This is a genomic window from Cupriavidus basilensis (genome assembly GCF_029335485.1).
Taxonomy (GTDB): Bacteria; Pseudomonadota; Gammaproteobacteria; order Burkholderiales; family Burkholderiaceae; genus Cupriavidus; species Cupriavidus basilensis_E.
On sequence record NZ_JARJLM010000309.1, the window covers coordinates 1 to 21,394 of the forward strand.

Below are 21,394 nucleotides of genomic sequence, written 5' to 3' on the forward strand. Positions count from 1 at the left end.
CGTCCAGGCCAGCCTGCAGGCACCTTGCGAGCGCGTCGGCTTTATTGCCCACCTGATCGATATCGAGAGCCTGCGCGAGTGGGACCCGGCCCTGGCCGCGCTCTCCGACCACCAGCTGGGCGAGCTGCGCGTGCACATGCAGCACGCGCTGGAGCCGCAGCTGGTGGCGCGCCGCCGCGTGCGTTCCCCGCTGGGCCGGGAGGTGGAGCTGGCCTTGTACGGCATCCTGATGGACGCCGAGGCCATCGAGGTGGACATGCGCTTCAACAAGTCCGGGCAGATCCGCGGCCAGGTCCACCATGCCTACCGCCAGGCCAGGGAGGACGGCTGCTGCCTGGTCGGCTTCGGCGGCTATACCTCGATCGTCACCGCCAACTGCACCGACTTCGACCACGACCATCCCGCCGTCACCACCGGCAATGCACTGACCGTGGCCACCAGCATGGCCGCCGTGCGCGAGGCGGCGCGCGAGCAGCACATCCGCATGGCCGACGCCTGCGTGGCCGTGGCAGGCGCCGCCGGCAACATCGGCCAGGTGCACGCCACCCTGCTGGCACAGGAGTGCGGCAGCCTGCTGCTGCTGGGGCGGGCCGGATCGCAGGCGCGCCTGCAGGCCGTGGTGGCGGCGCTCGCCGCCGAACTGCTCGAAACGCTGCATAGCCGGCAGGCCGTCGGCGCGGCCGATGCGCCCGAGGGCCGGCTGATGGAACGGGTACGCCGGCGCTTCGGCGCGGGCGCCCTGCCGGACGCGGACGAACTGGCCGCGTATCTGTTGGGCGAGTCGCTGGTACGCCTGACCGATACGCCGGCGCACTGCCGCCAGGCGGATATCGTGATCAGCGCGTCCAATAGCGCGCGCACCTTCCTCGACGCCACCTGCTTCGCCCCCGACCGCGCCGTGCTGGTGTGCGACGTGGCGGTGCCGGGCGATGTGGATGCCGCCTCGCTGACGGCGCACGCCAATGTGCGCCTGATCCGCGGCGGCATCGTCAACCTGCCGCTGGCGCCGGACTTCGACCTGCCCGGCATGCGTCTCGCGCGCGGCAAGGTCTACGCCTGCGCCGGGGAAACCCTGCTGCTCGGCCTCGCCGGCATCCGGCGCGATTTCAGCAAAGCCGCCATCAGCACCGCGCAGGTCAGGGAGATCGGCGCGCTCGCCCGCCTGCATGGCTTCGAACTGGTGCAGAAGACGTGAGCCGGGAGCGCGGCGCGGCATGCCCGCCTGACGGGCTGGAGGCGATACGGCAACTGCTTGCGCTGGCGGCGCTGGCGCCGTCTTCGCACAACTGCCAGCCCTGGCATGTGAGCCTGCTGGACGCGCACGGCCATCCGCATGCGGATCCCGCCGCGGCGCCGCATGCGCTGGTGATCGGCATCGACCGGCGCCGGGCGCTGAACGCCTTGCCCGCCATGCGGGGCGAGATGCATCTGAGCGCCGGCGGCTTCGCAGCCATCCTGCTCAACCTGCTGCGCCTGTCAGGCTGGCAGGCTGGCGCCAGCCTGCTGCCCGGCGGGCAGCAGGACATGCTGGACGGCGCCCTGGAGCCGCTGGCGAGAATCGAGCTGGGCGCCTTCGATGCGCGCCGGCGCTCGCCCAGCCTGGCGGCATTGACCGCGGCCCTGCACCGGCGCCGCACCGAGCGCGGCCTCTACCACGCCCCCGGCGACGGCGGTTTCGACCTGCCCGACGCGACCCGGCACGACGTGCTGCCGCACAGCCTGGCGGGGGCGCCGGCAAGCCAGCAATGGCACTGGCACGCCGTGCAGCCCGGCCTGCGCTACAGCCAGCTCGGCGCCTTCTACCGGCAGCACGCCATGCGCGATTTCGTCCATGGCGCGGCCTGGCGCGAGACCTACCGGCACCTGGTGTTCGGCGGCGCCGGGCAGCCGCGCGACGGCACCGGCATTCACATCCAGAGCCTGTTCGGCCCCATGCCCGCGTGGCGCCGCTGCCTGCACCGCGTACTGCTGCATCCGCGGCTGCTCGGCGCGCTAGGGCCGTTCGGCGCATCGGCAAGCGTCGGCGCGCAGATCGAGCGCCTGATCCACAGCAGCCCGGCCGTGGTCTACCTGAGCACCGCCGCCTCGCACGCACAGGCGCCCTGCCGCCACGTGCTGGCGGGCGAGGCCATCGCCCGGCTCTGGCTGGCGGCCAGCGCGTCCGGGCTGAGCCTGCACCCGCTCAGCGTCGCCCTGCAGCATCCGGACCTGCGCGCGCGGCTGGGCCATCTGCTGGGCTGCGACGAGGAACTGCTGTTCATTGCCCGCGCCGGCGTTCCCCTGCACCCGGGCAACCCGGCATTGCGCTATCGCCGCGACCCTTCCGCCTTCTGCTCGCCGCCGCTCGCCGCCGGCTGCGCGGCGGCGCATCACCGTACACAGGAGTAAGCCCATGCATATGCCCACCCATCTTTTCCGAGTCCTCAAACTGCTGGGCGCCTGCGCGGCCTGCGCCGTGCTGGCGTCCGGCCCGGCCCGGGCCGCCACGACGGTCGATAACGGCACGCTTGCCGAATGGATCTACGGCGCCGAGCACATCCTGCGCGGCAAGACCTCGGCCGCGGTCATGGGCATGAAGATCAAGAAGACCAGCTTCGAGCGCGAGTACGACCTGCTGGTGATGACCGACGACCGCGCGCCCGCGGCCAAGGTGCTGCTGCGCATGCTGGGCCCGGCGCTGTGGCGGGACAACGCCACCCTCAAGGTCGGCGAGAAGATCAGCTTCTACGATCCGCGCACCAACCGCATCACCGTGATGGGCAACTCCATGCTGGGCGATAACTGGATGGGCAGCCACTTCACCAACGACGACCTGATGCGCGAGACCGACCTCGCCAGGCACTACAGCTATGTGCTGGTCGGCAGCGCGCCGGGCAAGGATGCCGGCGGCCAGGCGGTGGAGGACTACACCATCGCGCTGACGCCGCTGCCCACCGCGCCGGTGTCGTGGGGCAAGGTGATCTACCGCCTCTACGTCGGCGCCGACAGGCAGGCTTACCCGGTACGCGTGGAGTACTTCCGCCGCGCGAACGACGACAAGCCCGTGCGGGCGCTGGTCTACGAGGACGTGCGCGTGATGGACGGCAAGGCCGTGCCGACCCGGCTGACCATGAACGTGCTGGACCAGCCCGGCGAGTACACCCGCATCGAATACAAACGCATCCGCTTCGGCCTGGACCTCAAGTCCGACGAATTTACCGAACGCGCCTTCCGCTGAGCCCCGACTACCATGAGCACCACATTCAAGATGGCATGGCGGAACCTGCGCCGCAACCGCAAACGCAGCCTGGTCGCCGGCTCGGGCATCGCCCTGGCGATGTCGCTTTGCATGGCCACCCTGGGCATCATGGACGGCCTCAGCCTGGACCTGATCAAGGGCACCGTCGACGGCGAGGTCGGGCATATCCAGGTGCACCACCCGGACTATCTCGCCACGCGGCAGGTACTGAAGACCGTGCCGGCGGGCGCGGCCGACATGGCGCTCCTGCGGCAAGCGGAGCAGGTCAGCCAGGCGAGCCGGCGCCTTTATGCCTGGGGCTACCTGAGCCGGGGACAACGCTCCAGCGGCGTACAGCTGATGGGCATCGACCCCGGCCCCGAGAGCCAGGTCACCACGATCCACCGCACCCTGGCGCAGGGGCGGTTCGTCGCCAGCCAGCCAACCCCGTGGAAGGCGGCCCGCCCGCTCACCGCGGACCAGTCGGCGCTCGACAAGCGGCTCACCGCGGCGGCCGTCGACGACGCCTTCGCCAGGCTGGAAGACGCGCCGCGCGCGCCGGACGCCGTCGCCGCGGCCATGCGCGCCGAGCAGACCGCCGAGATCGCCGAGCGGCTCGCGCCCGGGCCCGGGCTGCCGCCCGGCGTGGTGCTGGGCAGCAAGCTGGCGAGCAACCTGGGCGCGCACGTGGGCGACCGCGTCAGCCTGCTCTACGAGAACACCCTGGGCGCGCAGAGCACCATCGACATGCAGGTGGTCGGCATCTCGCGGGCGGGACTCGACACCACCGACCGCAGCCGCATGCTGATCCACGTGGAAGACCTGCAGAAGATGCTGCTGCTGGACGGGCAGGCGCACGAGCTCGCCATCCGCATCCGCGATCCGCGCGAAGCCGCCGCTGTGGCCAGCGAACTGTCGGCGGCGCTGAACGCCACGCCGGCCGGGCGCCAGGTGCCGCGCATCGTGCAGGCCTGGTCGCAGCTGCGGCCCGACATCATGGCGCTGATCGCCTCCAACCGGGCGCTGATGGGCACGCTGGTGTTCATCGTGTTCCTGATCGCCGGCATCGGCGTGCTCAACACCATGCTGGTCAGCGTGCTGGAGCGCCAGCAGGAGATCAGCCTGCTCAAGGCGCTCGGGCAGGCGCCGCGCCGCATCATGGGCCTGATCATGCTGGAAACGTTCTGGCTGACCGCGCTGGCCTGCCTGCTGGGCCTTGGCCTGGGCTACCTCGGCCAGCTCTATCTGCACTTCCACGGCCTGGACGTCTCCGCCTTCGGCGGCTTCTCGATGTCGGGCGTCAGCGTGGCGCCGGTGCTGCGCGCCAGCCTGGCGCCCATCAACGCCCTGATCCCGCTGCTGTGCCTGTTCTTCATCAACCTGCTGGCCGCGCTGGTGCCGGCGGCAGTGGCAACGCGCATTCCCGCCGCACAAGGATTGACGATCAAATGACCCTGGAACACAGACTCGCGATGCGCAACCTGCTGCGCAACCGGCGGCGCAGCGCGCTGACGGCCCTGATCATCGTCGCCACGGTGGCCTTGATGACGGTGTTCCAGGGACTGTCCGACGGCGGCCACAGGGCCATGATCGACGTCGGGGTCCGGATGGGCCTCGGCCACCTGATCGTTTCCCAGCGCGGTTATGCCGACAACCCGGGCCTGGACCGGCTGATCGGCAAGGGCGAGGCCCTCTCCGGCCAGTTGCAGGCGGCCTTGCCGATGGCCAGCCACGTGGTGCCGCGGCTGCGGCTGAATGCCATGGCACAGGCCGGCGGCAATACCGTGGCGGTGACAGCGTCGGGCGTGGTGCCGCGGCTCGAATCGCAGGTGTCCGGTATCGCCGACCGGAAAGCCATCCTGACGGGCGAGCCGCTGGCGCAGGACGACGCCGGCGCGCAAGGCGGCAAGCTGCCGCCGATCGTGATCGGCTCGCGCCTGGCGCGCTCGCTCGCCGTGGGGCTGGGCGACCGCCTGACCCTGACGGTAAAGCCCGCCACCGGCTCCGACTTCGCGCGGGCGGCCTTCCGTGTCGCCGGCATCTTCCATACCGGCATGGTCGAGCTGGATGCCTTCTGGGTCGAGCTGCCCCTGGCCGAAGCGCAGCGGCTGGCGCGCACCGGCGACGAAGTCAGCGAGATCGCACTCTACCTGCACGACGAGTCCGCGCTGGACGCGGCCGCCGCCGCCCTGCGCCAGGTGCTGCGGGACCAGCCGCTGCAAGTGCGGCGCTGGAGCGAGGCGGCGCCGGAGCTGTACTCGGCGGTGATGCTGGATGCGGCCGGCATGTACCTGCTGATGGTGATCGTCTTCATCGTGGTGGCGGCGGGCATCCTCAACACCATCGTGATGTCGGTGATGAAGCGCGCGCGCGAATTCAGCGTGATGCTCGCGCTCGGCGCCCAGCCCGCGCTGGTGACCCGCGTGGTGCTGCGCGAGGCGCTGTACCTGGCGGCGTTCAGCGTGGCGCTGGGCCTGGCCATCGGCTACTCCGCCCACCTGCATTTCGCCACCGAGGGCCTGAACTTCCGGGAGATCTTCGGCACCAGCCTGGAAGCAGGCGGGGTGCTGCTGCCGGACCGCTTCTACTCGTCCCTGCAGCCGGACAAGCTGCTGTTCGGCGCGGGTTTCGTGTTCCTGCTGACCGTGGTCGTCACGGTTTACCCGGCCATCAAGGCCGGCCGTCTTTCCCCACTACAAGCGAGTCAACATGGCTGAGCAAGACACCTTCGCGCCCATCGTCCAGCTTCGCGGCATCAGCAAGGTGTTCCGGCAGAAGCACCAGTCCGTCAACGCCCTCAACGGCATCGACCTGACCATCCGCCGCGGCGACTTTGCCGTGATCGCGGGCCCTTCGGGCTCGGGCAAGACCACGCTGCTGAACATCGTCGGCCTGCTTGACACCGCCACCTCGGGCCAGCTTTCCTTCTGCAACCGCGCGCTGGCGCAAGCCTCGCTCGCGGAGCTGGCACGCATCCGCCGCGACGAGATCGGCTTCGTGTTCCAGGCCTACAACCTGATGCCGGTGCTGAGCGCCGCCGAGAATACCGAGATGGTCATGGAGTTCCAGGGCAGGCCGGCGGCCGAGCGCCGCAAGGTCTCGCAGGAAGTCCTCTCGCAGCTGGGCCTGAAGGCGCTGATGCACCGCTTTCCCGACCAGCTCAGCGGCGGCCAGCAGCAGCGCGTCGCCGTGGCGCGCGCCATCGCCAGCCGGCCCAAGCTGGTGATCGCCGATGAGCCCACCGCGAACCTGGATTCCAAATCGGCCCGCAACCTGATGGACCTGATGGTGCGGCTCAACGAAGAGGAAGGCATCACCTTTGTCTTCAGCTCCCACGATCCGCAGGTCATCGGCCGCGGCAAGCGCGTCATTTCCCTGCACGACGGCATGATCGTTGCCGACAACGCGGCCGAGCAGGTCCATGCCTTTGCCTAGGCTGTGCTGCCGGTCCTTCCGCCGCTTATCCGGCCAGGGTTGCGTGGTGCTGCTGCTGGCGCTGCTGACCAACCCGCGAGCCGTCTCGCAGGAGGTCGACGTGCTCGACCAGTTGGAGAACCCGGACCGGGCCGCGCAAGCGGCGGCCCTGGGCGGCGTCTTCCAGTTTCGCGGCATCGCCAGCAAGCCGGAGGGACAGCAGCGTACCGCCTACGCCAGCACGTCGACGCTGCGCCTCACTTACGAGGCGACCTACGGTGCCATCCGCTGGGTGGCCCACCTCAATATGGAAGACTGGCGCGCTTCGCAGGCGGGCGCGCTGCGCTCCCTGCTGGACGGCCAGGCCCATGCCGACCGGCTGCGCAGCCTGGCGTTGCGCGAGCGCGGCGACCGTTCGCAACAGACCGCCGGCATGGACTGGATGTACGCGCAGGGCAGCTTCGCCAGCGGGCGCTACACCGTGGGACGGCAACCCATCAGCCTGTCGCTGACGCGCTTGTGGGCGCCGGCCGATACCTATGCGCCGTTCCTGCCCGGCGACGTAGAGCGTCTCTACAAGCCGGGGGTGGATGCGGCGCGGCTCGACTACTACCTGAGCGAGCGGCTCAACAGCGTGAGCATCGTCAGCCTGGACCAGGACGCGAAGGCCGGCACCCAGGCCAAATGGCTGCAGCGGCTGGAATTCAACGGCGAGGCCACCAAGTCCTTCGCCTACGTCGGCCAGCGCCGCAACTGCGACCTGCTCGCGGCGGGGCACCTGGTCACCGGCCTGGCGGGGGCCGACTGGTATGGCGAGGCGCTCTGGTACCGGCGCAACGGCAATGCGGCCAGGGGCTGCGCCAATGGCGGCGGCACCGGCAGCAACTGGGGCCACCGCGCGGTGCTGGGCAGCAGCGTGAAACTGGCGGCCAATACCGTGGGGACCGTCGAGTACCTGCACCAGACGCCCATCAGCCGCTTTGCCGACCTGCCCTGGATCGGCACGGGCAGGCAGTACCTGGGCACCTCCGTCTCCTACCAGGCGCACCCGCTGGTGCATCTCGATGCGCTGTGGTTTGCCAACCTCAGCGACCACGGCCAGCAACTGACGCTGGCGGCCAGGTACACGCCGCAGCGCAATGTGGTGCTGCGCGCCAGCCTGGCCGGTCCGCTCACCGGCACCGGCCGGCGCCATGGCGTGGCCAGCGAGTACTGGCGGATGGGACGGGTGTTCCAGCTCGGCCTGGACTGGTACTTCTGACACGCAAGGCGCCGGCATTTCCCCGACCACACGCGCTCTCGCACCTCGTATTTCGTAGTTCGCATCTCGTCGCTTCCGGCATGGCCAGCATCTCTCAACTCAGGCGGACCCACGCACCATGAACCTCGCAACCTTGCGAAAACTGATCCTGGAAAAAAACCTGCTGGCCCTGCTGCGCCTCGGCACCCAGGCCAATCACGTTTACCGCTGCGCGTTCGCGGCGGCGGCGGGGTCCAGCGGCTTGCTGGGCCTGCTGTCGCGCCAGCCCAGCAAGCTCGACGAAATCGCCCGGCACCTGCAGTTGGGCAACGGCCAGCTGGCCGCGGTGGAAGCGTGGCTGGACTGCGGCGTCAAGGCCGGCGAGCTGGCGCTCAAGGATGGCCGCTACCGCCTGAAGGGACGGCTGTCCAGGCTGCTCGCGCCGTCCGGCAATGCCGTGCTCGGCTCGCTGTTCGAGGAAGTCACCCGCTATCACTACGACGCCATCCTGCAGGCGCCGCAACGCCTGCGGGACGCCCGCCGCTACACGCTGGCGGACCAGGACGGAGAACTGATCGCGCGCTCGTCGCGCGTGCTGGAGCCCCTGGTCGAAGAGGCCATCGACTGGGCGATCTCCGGCATGCCCGGCCGGGCACAGAATGCCTCGGTGCTGGAGATAGGCTGCGGCGCCGGCCATTACCTTTGCTACATGCGCGCCCGGCATCCCGGGCTGCGGCTGCTCGCCATGGACTTCCAGGCGGAGGTGGCCGATGCCGCCCGCCGCAACCTGGCCGCCAGCGGCCTGGACGGCGCAGTGCGGATCGAGCATGCCGACATCCTCGGCTTCGACAGCGCCGAACGCTTCGACCTGGTCACCCTGCACAACAACATCTATTACTTCAGCGGCGAGCGCCGCGACGCGCTGTTGCGCAAGGTGCGCGCGCTGCTCAAGCCCGCCGGGCGGCTGCTGCTGACCACCAGTTGCCGGGGCGGCAGCGCCGCCGTGGCGGCACTGCACCTGTGGTGGGCCCTGTCGGACGAGGACAGTGGCCTGCCGCGGCGCGAGGAACTCAGGCAGCAGCTGCAGAACCATGGCTTCACGCGGGTGGACGACAAGCGGATGCTGCCCGGCGAGAGCTACTTCGCCTTCCTGGCCAGCACCGGCTGATACGGGTTGATGCCGGCATCCCTTTGTCCGGCGCCCGCTCCGCCGATGCGCCGATGCGCCCTTGGCACGCACCCGATCGCTTCCAGTTCCTGCCCTTGATCACATCCAATTCACCACATCGCATTCCGGGAGTTTCCATGGACACGCTGACTTCCAGTGCCGCCGCGAATGGCCTGGCCACCGCTTTTGTTCCCCTTGGCCAGCCCTTGGCCGACACCGCTCCCGGAAGCGGTGCGCAAGCTGGCAGCCGGCCGCTGCACCACGACGCGGCGCAGCGCTGGGCGCTGAGCTTCGATGCCGCCGCCGGGCTTGGCCCGGACCGGCTCGGCGGCAAGGGGTGGAGCCTGGTCAGGATGCACGCGCACGGCTTGCCGGTGCCGGCCGGCTTCTGTCTGCCCGTCGCCAGCTTCGAGCGCTTCCTGCATGGCAACGGCATTCATCTCGATGCCGCCTGGGCCCGGGACAGCGAGGCGGAAATAGCCGGCATCGCCGTGCGCATCCGCCGTGGCACCTTTCCCGCCGAGGCACGCGACGACATCCTCCAGGCCTATGCGGCGCTCGGCTCGGGTCCGGTTGCGGTGCGCTCGTCGGCGACGGGCGAAGACTCGGCCGAGCACTCCTTCGCCGGCCAGCACGACAGCTACCTGTGCGTCGAAGGGCCCGACCGCCTGCTGGATCATATCCGGGACTGCTGGGCATCGCTGCTGAACCGGGAGGCGCTGGCCTATCGCCGCAGCCTGCGCATCGATAGCGGCGCCGGCGGCGCGCCGGGGACGCGCGTACCGGCCATGGCCGTCGTGGTGCAGGCCATGGTGCCGGCGGAGCGCGCGGGCGTGGCCTTCGCGCACAATCCGCTCAACCAGCGCAGCGACCAGATCCTGATCGAAGCCTGCTACGGCCTGGGCGAGGGCCTGGTGTCGGGCCGCATCGCCTCCGACCTGTACATCCTCGAAGCCGCCGTGCTGTCGCCGCTCGGCGCCCAGGTGCAGGCCAAGCCTTCGGCCATGCGCTGGAACGCCGCAGCGCGCCGGATCGAGGAACAGATGCTGGCGCCGGAATGGCGCGGCACGGCGGTGCTGGACGGCCAGCAGACGCACGCCATCGGCCGTCTGCTGCAGCAGTGCAATGCCTTGTTCGGGAGCCCCCAGGACATCGAATGGGCGCAGCACGGAGACGGCATCTGGCTGCTGCAAAGCCGGCCCATCACCCCCATGGCCGCGGACGCGCCCGCGCCCGAGGCGGAATCGCCGCACCAGGGCCGGCCTTCACCGGAGGTGGCGCGGCGCGCCCTGTGGTCGCGCATGGATATCGGCGAGATCTTCACCGGCCGCATGACGCCCCTGGGGCTGTCCTTCTCCCGGCATTACCAGTACAAGGTGCACCGGGCCTGCGGCACCGGCATCGGCTTGCTGGACCTGGGCGACCCGGACGAGTACATGGGCTACTTCAAGGGCCACGTCTACCTGAACGTGGCCTATACCGCCTACCTCCTCTCGCAAACGCCGGCCGGCTTCGACCAGCGCCCGTTCCTGCAGCGCTTCGCGAGCGAGGACGTGGATCTCGCGGACTACAGCAATCCCTACGGCGAGCGGCACCGCGGTTCGCGCTGGCGCTCCGGCGCGTACTGGCTCTGGAAGACCATGGCCGAGCTGGCTGGCGCGAAATCCCGCGCCAGCCGCATGGTGGCGTCGCGCTATCGCGAATTCGACCGCGCCACCGGCCTGGACCTGGCCGGCATGGAACTGAACCAGCTGCGCGAGGAACTCACGCATGCGCTGGATTACTTCCGCGCCATGCATATCGGCTACCTGCCGTTCTATATCAACGCCTTCGGCATATACGGCATGCTGGAACAGCTTTGCCAGTCGTGGCTGCCCGGCGAGGGCGCGCAGCTGCAGAACCGCCTGAAAGGCGATATGTCGAACCTGCGCACCATCCGTTGCGCGCGCGACATCTGGGACCTGGCCCGGGCCGTGGCACGGTACCCCAAGGTCGAATCGCTGTTCCGGGCGCTCCCGGCAAAGCAGCTGCTGGCGCGGCTCAAGGAAGACGCCGAAGGCATCGCCTTCCTGGACGAGCAGCTTGCACCCTTCATGCGCGAGAACGGCGTGCGCGCCCGGCAGGAGATGGAGCTGAGCCATCCGCGCTGGATCGACGACCCGGCCTACGTCTTCCAGATCATGAAGATCTACCTGGCGCGCGGCAATACGGTCGAGCAGCGCCTGGCCGGCGCCGACGACACCCCGCACGACGACACCGAGACCCTGCTGCGCAAGCTGCCTGCGCTCAAGCGGGCCGCGCTGCGGCGTGTCATCCGCCTGTACTGCGCCTGTAGCCGCATGCGGGAGGAAACCCGGATGAGCATGATCACCTCGATCTGGCTGGTGCGGCGCGTCCTGTGCGAGCTGGCACGGCGGCTGCGCCAGCAGGGCCTGCTGCTCGACGAGAGCGAACTTGCCTACCTGGACTTCGAGGATCTCATGACCTACGCCAATGGCTATGCCAGCGCGGCCGAATGCTTTCCCCGCACGAAGATCGACGCGGCGCGCCGGCAGCACCTCGCCCACGAGAGCGGCGAAGAGCCCCCGCTGACCTTCTTCGGCCAGGCCGGGCATGCAGCCGACGGCAGGCAGGGCGACCCGGCCGGCAGCCTGAAAGGCCTGGGCACCTCGCGGGGCCGCGTACGCGCGAAGGCTCGCGTCATCCACGACCTGACCGGGCAAGCCGGCGAACTGCAAAGGGGCGAGATCATCGTCACGCGCTTTACCGACGCCTCATGGACCCCGTTGTTCGCGCTGGCCGGCGGCATCGTGACCGATGTGGGCTCCATGCTGTCCCACAGCTCCATCGTCGCGCGCGAGTTCGGCGTACCGTGCGTCGTCAATACCAGGACCGCGACGGCACGCATCAAGACCGGAGACTGGCTGACGCTGGACGGCGAGGCCGGTCTCATCCACCTGGAAACCCGACTGGAAACCTGCGAGGCAGACTGAAACATGCTCACCATCATCGACCATATCCGGCTCAAGCACCCGGACCACCGCGCCGCATTCGTGAAGTGGGTCAGGGAGGTGGACTACGCCGCCTGCCGCGACCTGCCCAGCGTGGTGCGCTTCGAGATGCACGAAGCCGCCGGCAACGCGGAGTTCGACTTCTTCGAAATCATCCTGGTCAGCTCCCGGGAGGCGTTCGAGCGCGATATGAAGCTGCCGCTGTTCCACAGCCTGCAGGCGCGCTTCTCCGAAATGGCCAGCGTGGTACGCCAGATCGCCGGCGCCCCTGTCCCCCCGGGCTACGCGCGCCGTGCTTGAACCGCCCGCCAGCCTGAAGCCATGCTTCGCCACGCCGCACACGGCAGGCATCCGCTGCTGGCGTATCGACCTGGACGCCCTGGCCGAGCAGTGCCCGGAGCACGCCTGCGCCGGCTGGCCGGCCAGTGCGTGGCTCCATGCCGAAGAACTGTCGCGGCTCCAGGGCTTCCCGATGCGCAAACGCCAGATCGAATGGCTCGGCGGCCGCCTGGCCGGCAAGCAGGCGCTGCGCATCCTGCTGGCGGACAGGCGCCCCCTGGACACCGAAGCCGCGCACGCATGGCACATCCGCAACGGCGAGGACGGCCGACCGGTCTTTACCGGCAAAGCGGTGCATCTCTCGATCAGCCACGGCAGGCGCATTGCCATGGCCGCGGTCGGAGAGGTGCCGGTGGGCGTCGACGTCGAGGGCTTCGACGCCGTGCGGGCGCGCAGCCTGGACACGCTGCTGTGGCCTGCGGAGGTGTGGGTGATACGCCGCGCCCTGGGCGGCTTGCCCACGGAAGCGCGCGCCTTTCTCTGGTGCCTGAAAGAGGCACTCTTCAAGGCGCTTGGACAGCACGGTTTCGCCCGTTTCGCGTGTGCCTTGCGCCTGCGCGACTGGCATGGGCCCGACCGGCCGGTATGGCAAGCCGTGGCGCCCTGGCCAGCGTTCGATGATGCCGGCCAGGACACCGGCACGCTCGCGCGGGAGGCCAATGGCTGGCGCGCGCTTTGCCACCAGGACGCCGGCGCCGCCCATGTCCTGGTGACGCCCGCCTTGCCCCGGCCTGCCCCACCAGCGCGCCCGCCACGCTGAAGCCGCCATGCCAGGCGGCCGGGCGCTGTCCCGGCGGCATTGCGCCAGGCGCACACCTTTCCCTTTCCCCAATTCCATTCCGAGGAAAAATCATGGACCAACAAGCCATCCAGTTCGGCGAGGCTCTCGAAGCCGCGCTGGGCGATCCGGTACAGGCACATTCGGCCATCAACTTCCATGCTTCGCTCGAACTCGACGAGCAGGAGGCCTTTCCACAAGCGCACCTGGATTCCCTGCGGGAACTCGGCTGCTTCGAACAGCTGATCCCCCTGGCGCTGGGAGGCGCACTGGCCGAGCTGGAGCGCACCATGCTGATGTCACGCCTGATCTCGCGGCGCGATCTGACCACCGCCATCGCCTTCGGCCAGACCATGCTGGGCAGCATACCGATCTGGCTGGCGGGCAGTCCCGCACAGCAGCGGCAGGCGGCGGACCTGCTGCGCCAGGGCGGCCTGGCCTGCCTGGCGCTCACCGAGAAGGAACACGGCAGCGACATCCTCTCCACCGAGTTCCTGGTACGGCAGCAGGGCGGCAGCCTGCTGGCCAGCGGCAGCAAATGGCTGATCAACAACGGCCGGCGCGGCGCCAGCCTGACGGTGCTCTGCCGCGTCGAGCGCGCCGACGGCGGCTCGGCGCTGGGGCTGCTGTGGCTGCGCCGGCCCCAGGACGCCGACAGCGCCGCCACCACATGGCGCTCCCACCCCAAGATCCGCACGCTGGGCATCCGCGGCGCCGACATCAGCGGCTTCCAGCTGCACGATCATCCATGCGGCGCCGACGCCCTTGTCTGCGGCCCGGAAGCCGCCCTCTTCACGGTGCTCAAGACGCTGCAGATCTCGCGCGTGCTGTGCGCGGGCTTCTCCCTTGGCGCTGTCGACACCCTGTTCCGCCTCACCTTCAGGTTCGCGTATGGGCGCCGGCTCTACGGGAAGCTGGCCTCCGACATTCCCATGGTCAAGGCCAAGCTTGCGCGAAGCTATGCCGGCATCCTGGTGGCCGACCTGGTGGCCCAGATAGCCTGTCGCGCCATCGCCGCCAACCCCGCCGAGCTCAGCCTGCTATCCGCGGTGGCGAAATGCCATGTGCCCGCCCAATGCGAGGAGATAGCCCGGCAACTGGCGCTGGTGCTAGGCGCGCGCCACTACGTGCGCAGCGAGTACCCCTGGGGCGTCTTCCAGAAGCTGATGCGGGACAGCCAGGTGGTGAGCCTGTTCGACGGCAGCACGCAGGTCAACCTGAGCCTGGTCGCCACGCAGTTGCGCGCGCTCGGCGCGGGCCTGCGCCGGAAGCTGGAGGCCGGGCTGGGCACGGGCCACCTGGATCAGGTCAGACCGCTGCTGTGGCGCGACGAAAGCAGCAAAGGCTGGCCCGCGCAAAGCCAGTTGCGCCTGACCGCCAATGGGGAAGACAGCCTGCTTGCGGCCTTCTTCGAAATGCAGGCGGTGCGGCGCGAGGCAGCGCAGCCGCCAGCCCTGGAACAGGCGCTCACCGCGCTGGAGACGCGCCTGCGGCTCTGGCTGGCGGCCTGCCACGCGGCGCTGGAACTGGAATCCCTGGGCCAAGACACGGTGCGCGTGATGCAGTTGGCCGAGCAATACGTCGGCTTGCACGCGGCGGCATGCGCCGCGCTGGCCTGGCATCTGCACCGCGGCACGCTGCCGGCGTACCGGCTCGACGATGCGGTCCTGCTCGAATACCTGGCTGGCGCACTGCCGGAGGCCGGCATCGTGGTCGAGGATGCACAGCGCCAGGCGCTGGTCGACGCGGCCGCCGCACTGATCGAGCAGCCGCGCCTGATCTCGCTCAGCGATGTGCGCATCAGCGACGGGCCGTGAGCCATGCCCTGGCGTGCGCAGCCCCGTCGCGGCGAGCCCGGCACCGCCCTATTGGGGGGACCGGGACGCACCCGGCGCCGCCACGCTCTCGCCGGGCGCCGCAAGCAGGCGGTTCACCTTCGCCACCAGGCGCCAGTGCGCCACCCAGCACAGCAGCGCGACACCGCCTGCCAGTTCCCCGACGAAATTGGGCAGTAGCGACACGATCTGCGCCGCGCACCAGCCAAAGCCGGAGACGAAGCCGAAGCCCGTCAGGCCAGTCAGCCGCGCATTGGTGGCGGCTTCCGCGCGTATCGAACGGCTGACATTGGCGACGATATAAAAGTCCTCGACGAAGTTGTACGGCAGCAGGAACATCAGCCAGACCGATGCCGGCTGCGCCGCCCGCGCAGCCGGGCCGACCCGCTCCAGGCAGCGCTGCAGCGAACGGCAATACAAGCCGACCGCGGCGAGAAAAGCGAGCACCACGGCGGATACCGACAGCCACCCGGTCTGCCAGACCGAAGCCAGCACGCCGGAGCGGGCCTGCGGATCCGCGAACGGATAGAGCAGCGCCGCCGCGACCAGCAGGGTCGCGCACAGCTTGAAGCTCATCGATCCGATTCCAATGGTTCTTGTCGACACGGCAGACTCCGAAGCCGGGAGGGCTACGCCCGGCAAAACGTCATGGTACGGCAGGCTGGTGTCCAGCGTCTGAAACTCGTTGAAGCGATAAGTCAGTCGAACAGGCGCGTGAGCCTGGGAGCAAAGCGCGGCAAGGCTGAAGCCTTGCGGGCATTGGTGGCGACGGATCGCGCGTCCTATCGGCTGGCTTGTTCAACGAAGTCGTGAGTCAGGGCACTGTCTAGTGCAACAAGCCGAGCATGGCCGCCCGTACGACTGCCCCCGTCTTGTTGGTGGCGTTCATCTTGTGCACTGCATTCTTGATGTGGAAATTGACGGTATCCACCGACACCTTGAGGATGCTTGCGATCTCGCCCGAGGTCTTGCCGTCCGCGGCCCACCGCAGGACCTCGGTCTCGCGGCGGGTCAGCTTGTGCGTTGGCATGGGCGGAAACTCGGCGCACAGGATGCGGGAGAGCGTGGCGTGGGTCATGCAGACCAGCGAGCGCATCCGCAGTTCGCAGCTATCGAGTTCGCCGCGGGAGATCGGGGTGGACGAGCGCGCCATCGAAAGCATGCCGCCCACGCCGTTGGCGCTGAAGCAGGATTGGCTCCACCCTACCCTCAGGCCGGCCGCCCGCGCCTCTTCCCAGAGCGCCCGGGTGCCGGAAAAAACGTCGTCCGTCCACACCAGCGGCACGGCGGTGCGCCGGCCATGGGCCACCGTCGGGTCTACGCCGAGGTAGTTGGCCTCCTGATAGCGGGCCTGCCACGCTGCCGGGAAGTTGTTGAGGATGATCGTCCTGGGCTTGGACACGGGCAGCGGCATGCGGATGCCGTAGGCGCACATATCGAAGCCCAGCGCACGTACCGCCTTCTCGACTCGTCCGAAGGCCTCGCGCGCGCAGGACACATCAGCCATTTCCACCTGGATATCTCTTTGCCATTGACTCGTTTCCATTTCACCACCGTTACTGCATTGCCATTCATCAGAGCCCCCCTCGGCCATGGCTTTCCAGGATTGGATGCAATCGAATCCAGACCGCATATTCGCCAGGCCAATCCCCGAAATTTGCTGATTATTTAATTCCCGGTTTTATTATGGTTAATTCAGTCGGGCGGGCATCATCGGCCATGACGGCCATCACTGCCCCCGCTGGCAACCTGTTTCTGGCGCACGCCCGCCCGCCGACACGAGGCCGATAGCGAAGGGGAAAATGCGATCCGGGGAGACGAGACGCCGGCGGTGGCCCGCAAACGAGCCAGCAGCGCCTGCTTCAGGAAGGAGTTTGTCATGCCAACCAATGTATTTCAACTAAAATCTCTCCTGATGTCTTCTTGTACTAACCAAGAAACATATAAATCTTACCCGCCTACCCGGCGGTATATCCGGAACCGATCGATTTAATATTTTCTTTAACCAGAGATAGAATTATTTTCTATGCATGCAACGCATTCTGCTTGACGGACACAAGCGATATCGAGCAGCGTCCGCCGGCAGCACCCGCGCGGACGATGCCGGCGAGCGCATGGAGCAAGGTGCGGCGGCGGCCAGGGGAGCGGCGCCCGGGCCTCAGGCCGCCGGCTCGGGCCGGCGCCACAACCACGCCAGCACGCAGGCCATGCATGCAATCGCCCCGTAGGCCAGCCACGGACGGTGCATGCCAACCAGGAGCACGGCGCTGCAGACGCTCATGGCGACGGTGGCGCTCCATTTGGCGCGGCGGCTGACCATCCGGCCGTTGTGCCAGTTGTAGAGCATGGGGCCGAATACGCGATGGTGCAGCAGCCAGCCATGCAGCCGCGGCGATCCCTTGGCCGCGGCCCAGGCGGACAGCAGCAGGAATTCCGTGCTGGGCAGGCCGGGAACGAACAGCCCGAGAATGGCCACTCCCAGGCTGAGGAGCGCCAGCGCGGTCAATAGCACGCGCGCCGTGCGGGTGCGCGCCAGCCGCAGCGGCGGGTCGCCCACGGCGTTGGCCGCGGCGCCTGGCGCTGCGGCCGGCCGGGGCGGAGCGGCCGCGTCCCGCGCGCAGGCGGCGTCGGTCTCATCCAAGGTGCTTCACCGTAGCTCGGACAAGGGCGGAGACAACAGCAACGGCGGCAGGCATGACAAACAATTCCCGGTTCTCGCAAAAAGGTGCGGCTGGCGCCATTGTCCGCATCACCAGCCCGTGCGGCAAGGCCCACCCTTGACCGCTCAGGGAAGGCAATCTGTCAGATTGCCAGCGGGCTCATTTCAGCAAAAGATCATATTGACCCGCAGCCCATTGGCTTCACCGCCGGATGGCAACGGGAAGGATAATCATCTCATGGCCGACGCCAAGGGCAACGCGGTCGTGGCCGCTGTCTCTCCGACAACAGTAACGCACGGCAATGCCATTCTTGTGGCCTACCATTCGGATGGCAAAGCCCGTGGAAAGCTGCGTGGGGAGATTGGCGTCAATTGCGCATCATCCGTTGATAGCGAGGCCGTAACCGATCAAGAGCGGTTCGCTGGATGAGGTGGAGACGATGATGGACAAGATCAAACCGCAGTCGACCATCACCTGCCCGCTCTGTGGCCACAGGAAGGAAGAGTCCATGCCCACCAACGCCTGTCAGTGGTTCTACGAATGTGAACATTGCCACACCGTGCTCAGACCCAAGGCCGGGGACTGCTGCGTTTTCTGCTCGTACGGCACCAACAAGTGCCCGTCGGTCCAGCAGCGGGGCTCGTGCTGCGCATCAGGATGAGCGGTGCGTGGTTCTGAATCGTCACACCTCTCTCCCAGGCACGGCGCTGTCCCCGGATCCGCGGGAGCCACGCTATACGTTTGGATACAAAGTTGCGCAGCCAGTGGGTCAACTGGCCCCGCAAGCCTCACGTTACTCCGGATGAACTGGCTCACATCCAGTGCCAAGACTAACTGGTGTGGTGTCACCGCACGGAAGGAAGGAGTTCCAACGATGAGAAAAGCCCTAGCATTCGGCTTGGCGGCCGGGGTCGCGGCCCTCGTTTCTGTCAGCGCCCAGGCTCATGTGAGTGTTGGTGTCGGCATCGGCGTCCCGCTACCCTTCATAGCTGCACCCGTGTATGCCCCCGCTCCGGTCTACGGCCCGGCGCCTGTCGTGATCGAGCCGCAGCCTGTTGTTGTTGCGCCCGGATACTATGACGACTGGCGGGAGCGCGCCTGGAGAGAGCGCCAATGGCGCGAACGGAGATGGAGAGAACAGGAGTGGAGAGAGCGTCACCGTGAGTGGCACCGCTGGCACGATGACGAGGACTGAGTTTCCGCAGGGGCCGGTCAGCAAGTCTCCGCTCGCGTCCCTGAACTCTCCGCTGCTTGACAAGGTAGAACCGTGCGCCCCCGTCATGCAATGAAAAGCGACCTCCCCGAAGTGGAGGCACTGCTTCGCTCGTGTACCCTGCCGGTAGGCGGGATAGGCGAGCATGCGCTGCAGTTTCACGTCAGCCGCGACAAATCCGGGCTGCTGGGATGCGCTGGCATCGAGGAGTATGGCGGAACAGTTGGCCTGCTCAGAGGACTGGCCGTAGCGGAACGTGCGAGATGCGCCGGCCTGGGCGAGTTGCTTATGTCTGCACTGGTCGCTGACGTTCGTCAGCGCGGGCTCGAATCCCTGGTGCTGAGAACCGAGACCGCTGCTGGCTACTTTTCCCGGTTTGGATTTACGAAAATTCCTCGTTCCGAAGTGCCCCACCGCTTGCTTGTCTCCCGCGAGTTCGCTGAGACTATCGCCGCCCGCGCAACGGTGATGGCGATAGCCCTGTAATCGCATTCTTCTTATCGAACGCATACGCGCCGGCACGCCCAGGTAGTCCAAATGAAAAACCCTTCGTCATTGCGAAGGGCTTTCTTGCTTCCAGACTTCCCGGTCAGAGCGGCACATGCCCCCAAGTAGTGGCAAATGCCGCCGTCCCGCTATTACGCCTCTGCAATCAGGAATTTATCGCGGTTTTTTCCAAGCCAGGCAGGTGCACGGCCGCGGCCGGTCCAAGTGGCGCCCGTCTTCGGGTCTTGATACTTCGGAGGCAGCGACGTCTTGGATTTTGCCGGAGCCTTGGGCGCCGCGCTGGCGGCCGGACGACCACGACGACGCTTGGGAGCGATGTCTTCGGCGGTCAATTCGTATTGCATCATCAAAGCTTGAATCTGTTCGATAACACCGGCGACTTCCGTTGCCCGCACTTCGACAAGCTGGGCTTCCAGCTTTTCCTTCTCTGCCAGCAGCTGTTTGTATGTAGCCATGCTTCCTCCAGGTAGTGATATTTCCACTATGGTACATCATGAAGCATAAAATCAAGCCCTCCTTGTAGGAAACCACTAGAATTAACATGGCATGGCACGTAGCCCCTGAATCAGAGTCAAGTGCCGATGCGTGAATTAAGGTTACGACATGGCGTCTGGACAGCTTATTTCTTTCGAAAGGCTTTCAATTCGCCCTCTATATAGGATTTATGGTTATTTTGCAAAATCTGACGGAAATTCTCACCGTCGCACATTTGCAGTCAATAACCGACGCGAAGACATGCGCGCGCGGCAAGGCCTGCGTCCAAGACGGTAAGGGCGAATTCCAGAGTTCTCGAAGGTTCGGATGCTGTGGCTCGCAAGACCCTCCGTCGCGTGCTGGTTGTCCCCAGCCTTTGGCCACGGGTCGGCCTTCCTGATCAGATAGAGGCCCGCAGCCGTACCTATGACATTGGCCTTGTTGAGTCAATGCCAGTGGTAGAGTTCGCGCGCATCGAGCAAGTCCTTCAACGAGGGGCCGCGAAAATTATGCTGGGTGGACAGAACATCCATTGGTGGTCTCCCAGCGCTAAAGATCTCGGGGGGGCCGAAAAAGATGGAGAGCGGGTGAGCCACACATCGGCTCGCCGCACTGATTGCCACATTTCGCTCCCATCGAAGGCGCAAGCAGCTTGCCTGTGAGCGTAATTGCCACTGCCATGCCATGAGGAGCCTCCTATCCAAGCACACCCCAATGACAATACTGTGTCGCAACATCACCTGCCGGTATGCAAGCTGCGTTCCAGGCTGCGTCCTTGATCAACCGGCAGGCGCGCACCGCATTCACGCTGCCGTTGCCGGCCTCGCGGCATCCATCCCGGGAATCGCCTCGAGGCGGGCGGCCGGCGACACCAGGATGATCGCCGCCTGCACCACAAATCCACCGACTGCGGCAACAAGGCATGCCTCCAGCCCGAGGCGCGCGCTGATGGCCGCGCCAAGCAGCGCGCCCAACGGCCGCGCGCCATAGGTGGCTGTACTGTTGATCGCGGATACGCGCCCCATCATGCCGACCGGCGTGATGGCCTGCCGCAGGGTGGTGGATCCGACGGTCCAGAGTATCGGACCGGCACCGAGCAGGAAAAAGCTCGATGTGGCAAGCCAGAACGATGGCGCTGCCAGCGTCCCCAGCATGACCAGCGATGCAACGAGACCACAGACAGGGCCTACGGTAAGTACGCGCCCAAATGCAAGCCGCCGCAAGATCGACGGCGCGGCAAGAGCGCCACACGTCATGCCTGCGCCATAGGCACCAAACGTGATGCCTATCTGCCCGGCGGTCAATCCGAGCCGGGTCACGGCATAGGGGACGTAGACGGCCTGCAGGATGAAGAAGCCGATATTGAAGAAAACGGCCGTCGCGAGCATCGACCGCAACTGCGCACTCTTCATCACGAAGCGTCCGCCATCGGACAACTCAAGCAGGAAATGGCGCCGTGCGGTTTGCGCGCGGGCCGGCTCACGCAGCCCCGCCAACAGTCCGACCGCCAGTACCGAGAGCGCTGCGGCGCAACCGTA

At 67.4% G+C, this 21,394-nt stretch carries 21 protein-coding genes; 16 read left to right on the top strand and 5 right to left on the bottom strand.

Annotation, left to right across the window (positions count from 1 at the left end; all coding sequences use genetic code 11):
• From P3W85_RS17990 to P3W85_RS18045, 12 genes are all read left to right on the top strand, one after another.
• Nucleotides 1-1,195, top strand: a 1,195-nt coding sequence (locus P3W85_RS17990) for a hypothetical protein (protein ID WP_276265789.1), incomplete at its 5' end; no start/stop codon positions are given.
• Nucleotides 1,192-2,388, top strand: a complete 1,197-nt coding sequence (locus tag P3W85_RS17995; RefSeq protein ID WP_276265790.1) for a hypothetical protein — start codon at nt 1,192-1,194, stop codon at nt 2,386-2,388. The genes P3W85_RS17990 and P3W85_RS17995, both read left to right, overlap by 4 nt.
• A gap of 4 nt (nt 2,389-2,392) precedes the next feature.
• The gene (locus P3W85_RS18000) at nt 2,393-3,217 is read left to right on the top strand and encodes an outer membrane lipoprotein-sorting protein (protein WP_017226130.1); all 825 of its coding nucleotides are present in this window, start codon (nt 2,393-2,395) and stop codon (nt 3,215-3,217) included.
• A 12-nt stretch (nt 3,218-3,229) separates the two neighbouring features.
• Nucleotides 3,230-4,669 (top strand): ABC transporter permease, encoded by a 1,440-nt coding sequence (locus P3W85_RS18005; RefSeq protein ID WP_276265791.1) that lies wholly within the window; start codon nt 3,230-3,232, stop codon nt 4,667-4,669.
• Nucleotides 4,666-5,934: an ABC transporter permease gene (locus P3W85_RS18010; RefSeq protein WP_276265792.1), complete on the top strand. Its 1,269-nt coding sequence runs from the start codon at nt 4,666-4,668 to the stop codon at nt 5,932-5,934. The genes P3W85_RS18005 and P3W85_RS18010 overlap by 4 nt, the downstream gene beginning before the upstream one ends.
• On the top strand, nt 5,927-6,652 hold the full coding sequence (locus tag P3W85_RS18015; protein ID WP_276265793.1) for an ABC transporter ATP-binding protein: 726 nt from the start codon (nt 5,927-5,929) through the stop codon (nt 6,650-6,652). Before P3W85_RS18010 ends, P3W85_RS18015 begins: the two co-directional genes overlap by 8 nt.
• Nucleotides 6,639-7,892 (top strand): hypothetical protein, encoded by a 1,254-nt coding sequence (locus P3W85_RS18020; RefSeq protein WP_276265794.1) that lies wholly within the window; start codon nt 6,639-6,641, stop codon nt 7,890-7,892. Before P3W85_RS18015 ends, P3W85_RS18020 begins: the two co-directional genes overlap by 14 nt.
• A 118-nt stretch (nt 7,893-8,010) precedes the next feature.
• Entirely contained in the window at nt 8,011-9,039 is a 1,029-nt protein-coding gene (locus tag P3W85_RS18025; RefSeq protein ID WP_276265795.1) for an SAM-dependent methyltransferase, read from the top strand.
• A gap of 137 nt (nt 9,040-9,176) precedes the next feature.
• Nucleotides 9,177-12,032: a PEP/pyruvate-binding domain-containing protein gene (locus tag P3W85_RS18030; RefSeq protein ID WP_276265796.1), complete on the top strand. Its 2,856-nt coding sequence runs from the start codon at nt 9,177-9,179 to the stop codon at nt 12,030-12,032.
• Nucleotides 12,033-12,035: 3 nt separating this feature from the next.
• Entirely contained in the window at nt 12,036-12,350 is a 315-nt protein-coding gene (locus tag P3W85_RS18035) for a hypothetical protein (RefSeq protein ID WP_017229982.1), read from the top strand.
• Nucleotides 12,343-13,149 (top strand): 4'-phosphopantetheinyl transferase family protein, encoded by an 807-nt coding sequence (locus tag P3W85_RS18040; RefSeq protein WP_017229981.1) that lies wholly within the window; start codon nt 12,343-12,345, stop codon nt 13,147-13,149. Before P3W85_RS18035 ends, P3W85_RS18040 begins: the two co-directional genes overlap by 8 nt.
• 92 nt (nt 13,150-13,241) lie before the next feature.
• Nucleotides 13,242-14,984 carry an acyl-CoA dehydrogenase family protein gene (locus P3W85_RS18045; protein ID WP_276265797.1) on the top strand — a complete coding sequence of 581 codons (1,743 nt, stop codon included), beginning with the start codon at nt 13,242-13,244 and terminating at the stop codon, nt 14,982-14,984.
• 48 nt (nt 14,985-15,032) lie between these two features.
• Here the strand turns inward: P3W85_RS18045 and P3W85_RS18050 are convergent, their stop codons facing one another.
• The 3 genes from P3W85_RS18050 to P3W85_RS18060 form a co-directional block, all read right to left on the bottom strand.
• A complete protein-coding gene (locus P3W85_RS18050) occupies nt 15,033-15,578 on the bottom strand; it encodes a hypothetical protein (protein WP_276265798.1) in 546 nt (181 codons plus the stop codon).
• Between the two features lie 250 nt (nt 15,579-15,828).
• The gene (locus tag P3W85_RS18055) at nt 15,829-16,509 is read right to left on the bottom strand and encodes an autoinducer binding domain-containing protein (RefSeq protein WP_017229978.1); all 681 of its coding nucleotides are present in this window, start codon (nt 16,507-16,509) and stop codon (nt 15,829-15,831) included.
• Nucleotides 16,510-17,160: 651 nt separating this feature from the next.
• Nucleotides 17,161-17,643, bottom strand: coding sequence for a YbaN family protein (locus P3W85_RS18060; RefSeq protein ID WP_276265799.1), 483 nt, complete (start codon nt 17,641-17,643; stop codon nt 17,161-17,163).
• Nucleotides 17,644-17,899: 256 nt separating this feature from the next.
• Between P3W85_RS18060 and P3W85_RS18065 the strand changes: the two genes are divergently transcribed.
• The 4 genes from P3W85_RS18065 (at nt 17,900) to P3W85_RS18080 (ending at nt 19,361) form a co-directional block, all read left to right on the top strand.
• Complete coding sequence (locus P3W85_RS18065) at nt 17,900-18,091, top strand: hypothetical protein (protein ID WP_276265800.1); 192 nt, start codon at nt 17,900-17,902, stop codon at nt 18,089-18,091.
• Between the two features lie 10 nt (nt 18,092-18,101).
• Nucleotides 18,102-18,323: a GDCCVxC domain-containing (seleno)protein gene (locus P3W85_RS18070; protein WP_276265801.1), complete on the top strand. Its 222-nt coding sequence runs from the start codon at nt 18,102-18,104 to the stop codon at nt 18,321-18,323.
• Nucleotides 18,324-18,536: 213 nt separating this feature from the next.
• Complete coding sequence (locus P3W85_RS18075) at nt 18,537-18,857, top strand: hypothetical protein (RefSeq protein WP_276265802.1); 321 nt, start codon at nt 18,537-18,539, stop codon at nt 18,855-18,857.
• A gap of 90 nt (nt 18,858-18,947) precedes the next feature.
• Nucleotides 18,948-19,361, top strand: a complete 414-nt coding sequence (locus P3W85_RS18080; RefSeq protein ID WP_017230699.1) for a GNAT family N-acetyltransferase — start codon at nt 18,948-18,950, stop codon at nt 19,359-19,361.
• A gap of 152 nt (nt 19,362-19,513) precedes the next feature.
• On the opposite strand, the gene P3W85_RS18085 is transcribed toward P3W85_RS18080, so the two are convergent.
• Complete coding sequence (locus P3W85_RS18085; RefSeq protein ID WP_017230698.1) at nt 19,514-19,837, bottom strand: H-NS histone family protein; 324 nt, start codon at nt 19,835-19,837, stop codon at nt 19,514-19,516.
• An 822-nt stretch (nt 19,838-20,659) separates the two neighbouring features.
• The coding region (locus P3W85_RS18090) for an MFS transporter (RefSeq protein WP_276265803.1) at nt 20,660-21,394 on the bottom strand (735 nt) is incomplete at its 5' end.

What these genes read in the sequence shown, in the direction of transcription:
- P3W85_RS18025 (WP_276265795.1), top strand. Translation starts at nt 8,011, where the DNA reads ATGAACCTCGCAACCTTGCGAAAACTGATCCTGGAAAAAAACCTGCTG.
- P3W85_RS18045 (WP_276265797.1), top strand. Translation starts at nt 13,242, where the DNA reads ATGGACCAACAAGCCATCCAGTTCGGCGAGGCTCTCGAAGCCGCGCTG.
- P3W85_RS18000 (WP_017226130.1), top strand. Translation starts at nt 2,393, where the DNA reads ATGCATATGCCCACCCATCTTTTCCGAGTCCTCAAACTGCTGGGCGCC.
- P3W85_RS18070 (WP_276265801.1), top strand. Translation starts at nt 18,102, where the DNA reads ATGATGGACAAGATCAAACCGCAGTCGACCATCACCTGCCCGCTCTGT.
- P3W85_RS18035 (WP_017229982.1), top strand. Translation starts at nt 12,036, where the DNA reads ATGCTCACCATCATCGACCATATCCGGCTCAAGCACCCGGACCACCGC.
- P3W85_RS18075 (WP_276265802.1), top strand. Translation starts at nt 18,537, where the DNA reads ATGAGAAAAGCCCTAGCATTCGGCTTGGCGGCCGGGGTCGCGGCCCTC.
- P3W85_RS18065 (WP_276265800.1), top strand. Translation starts at nt 17,900, where the DNA reads ATGGCCGACGCCAAGGGCAACGCGGTCGTGGCCGCTGTCTCTCCGACA.
- P3W85_RS18010 (WP_276265792.1), top strand. Translation starts at nt 4,666, where the DNA reads ATGACCCTGGAACACAGACTCGCGATGCGCAACCTGCTGCGCAACCGG.
- P3W85_RS18005 (WP_276265791.1), top strand. Translation starts at nt 3,230, where the DNA reads ATGAGCACCACATTCAAGATGGCATGGCGGAACCTGCGCCGCAACCGC.
- P3W85_RS18015 (WP_276265793.1), top strand. Translation starts at nt 5,927, where the DNA reads ATGGCTGAGCAAGACACCTTCGCGCCCATCGTCCAGCTTCGCGGCATC.
- P3W85_RS18055 (WP_017229978.1), bottom strand. Translation starts at nt 16,509, where the DNA reads ATGGCTGATGTGTCCTGCGCGCGCGAGGCCTTCGGACGAGTCGAGAAG.
- P3W85_RS18020 (WP_276265794.1), top strand. Translation starts at nt 6,639, where the DNA reads ATGCCTTTGCCTAGGCTGTGCTGCCGGTCCTTCCGCCGCTTATCCGGC.
- P3W85_RS18030 (WP_276265796.1), top strand. Translation starts at nt 9,177, where the DNA reads ATGGACACGCTGACTTCCAGTGCCGCCGCGAATGGCCTGGCCACCGCT.
- P3W85_RS18085 (WP_017230698.1), bottom strand. Translation starts at nt 19,837, where the DNA reads ATGGCTACATACAAACAGCTGCTGGCAGAGAAGGAAAAGCTGGAAGCC.
- P3W85_RS18080 (WP_017230699.1), top strand. Translation starts at nt 18,948, where the DNA reads ATGAAAAGCGACCTCCCCGAAGTGGAGGCACTGCTTCGCTCGTGTACC.
- P3W85_RS18050 (WP_276265798.1), bottom strand. Translation starts at nt 15,578, where the DNA reads ATGAGCTTCAAGCTGTGCGCGACCCTGCTGGTCGCGGCGGCGCTGCTC.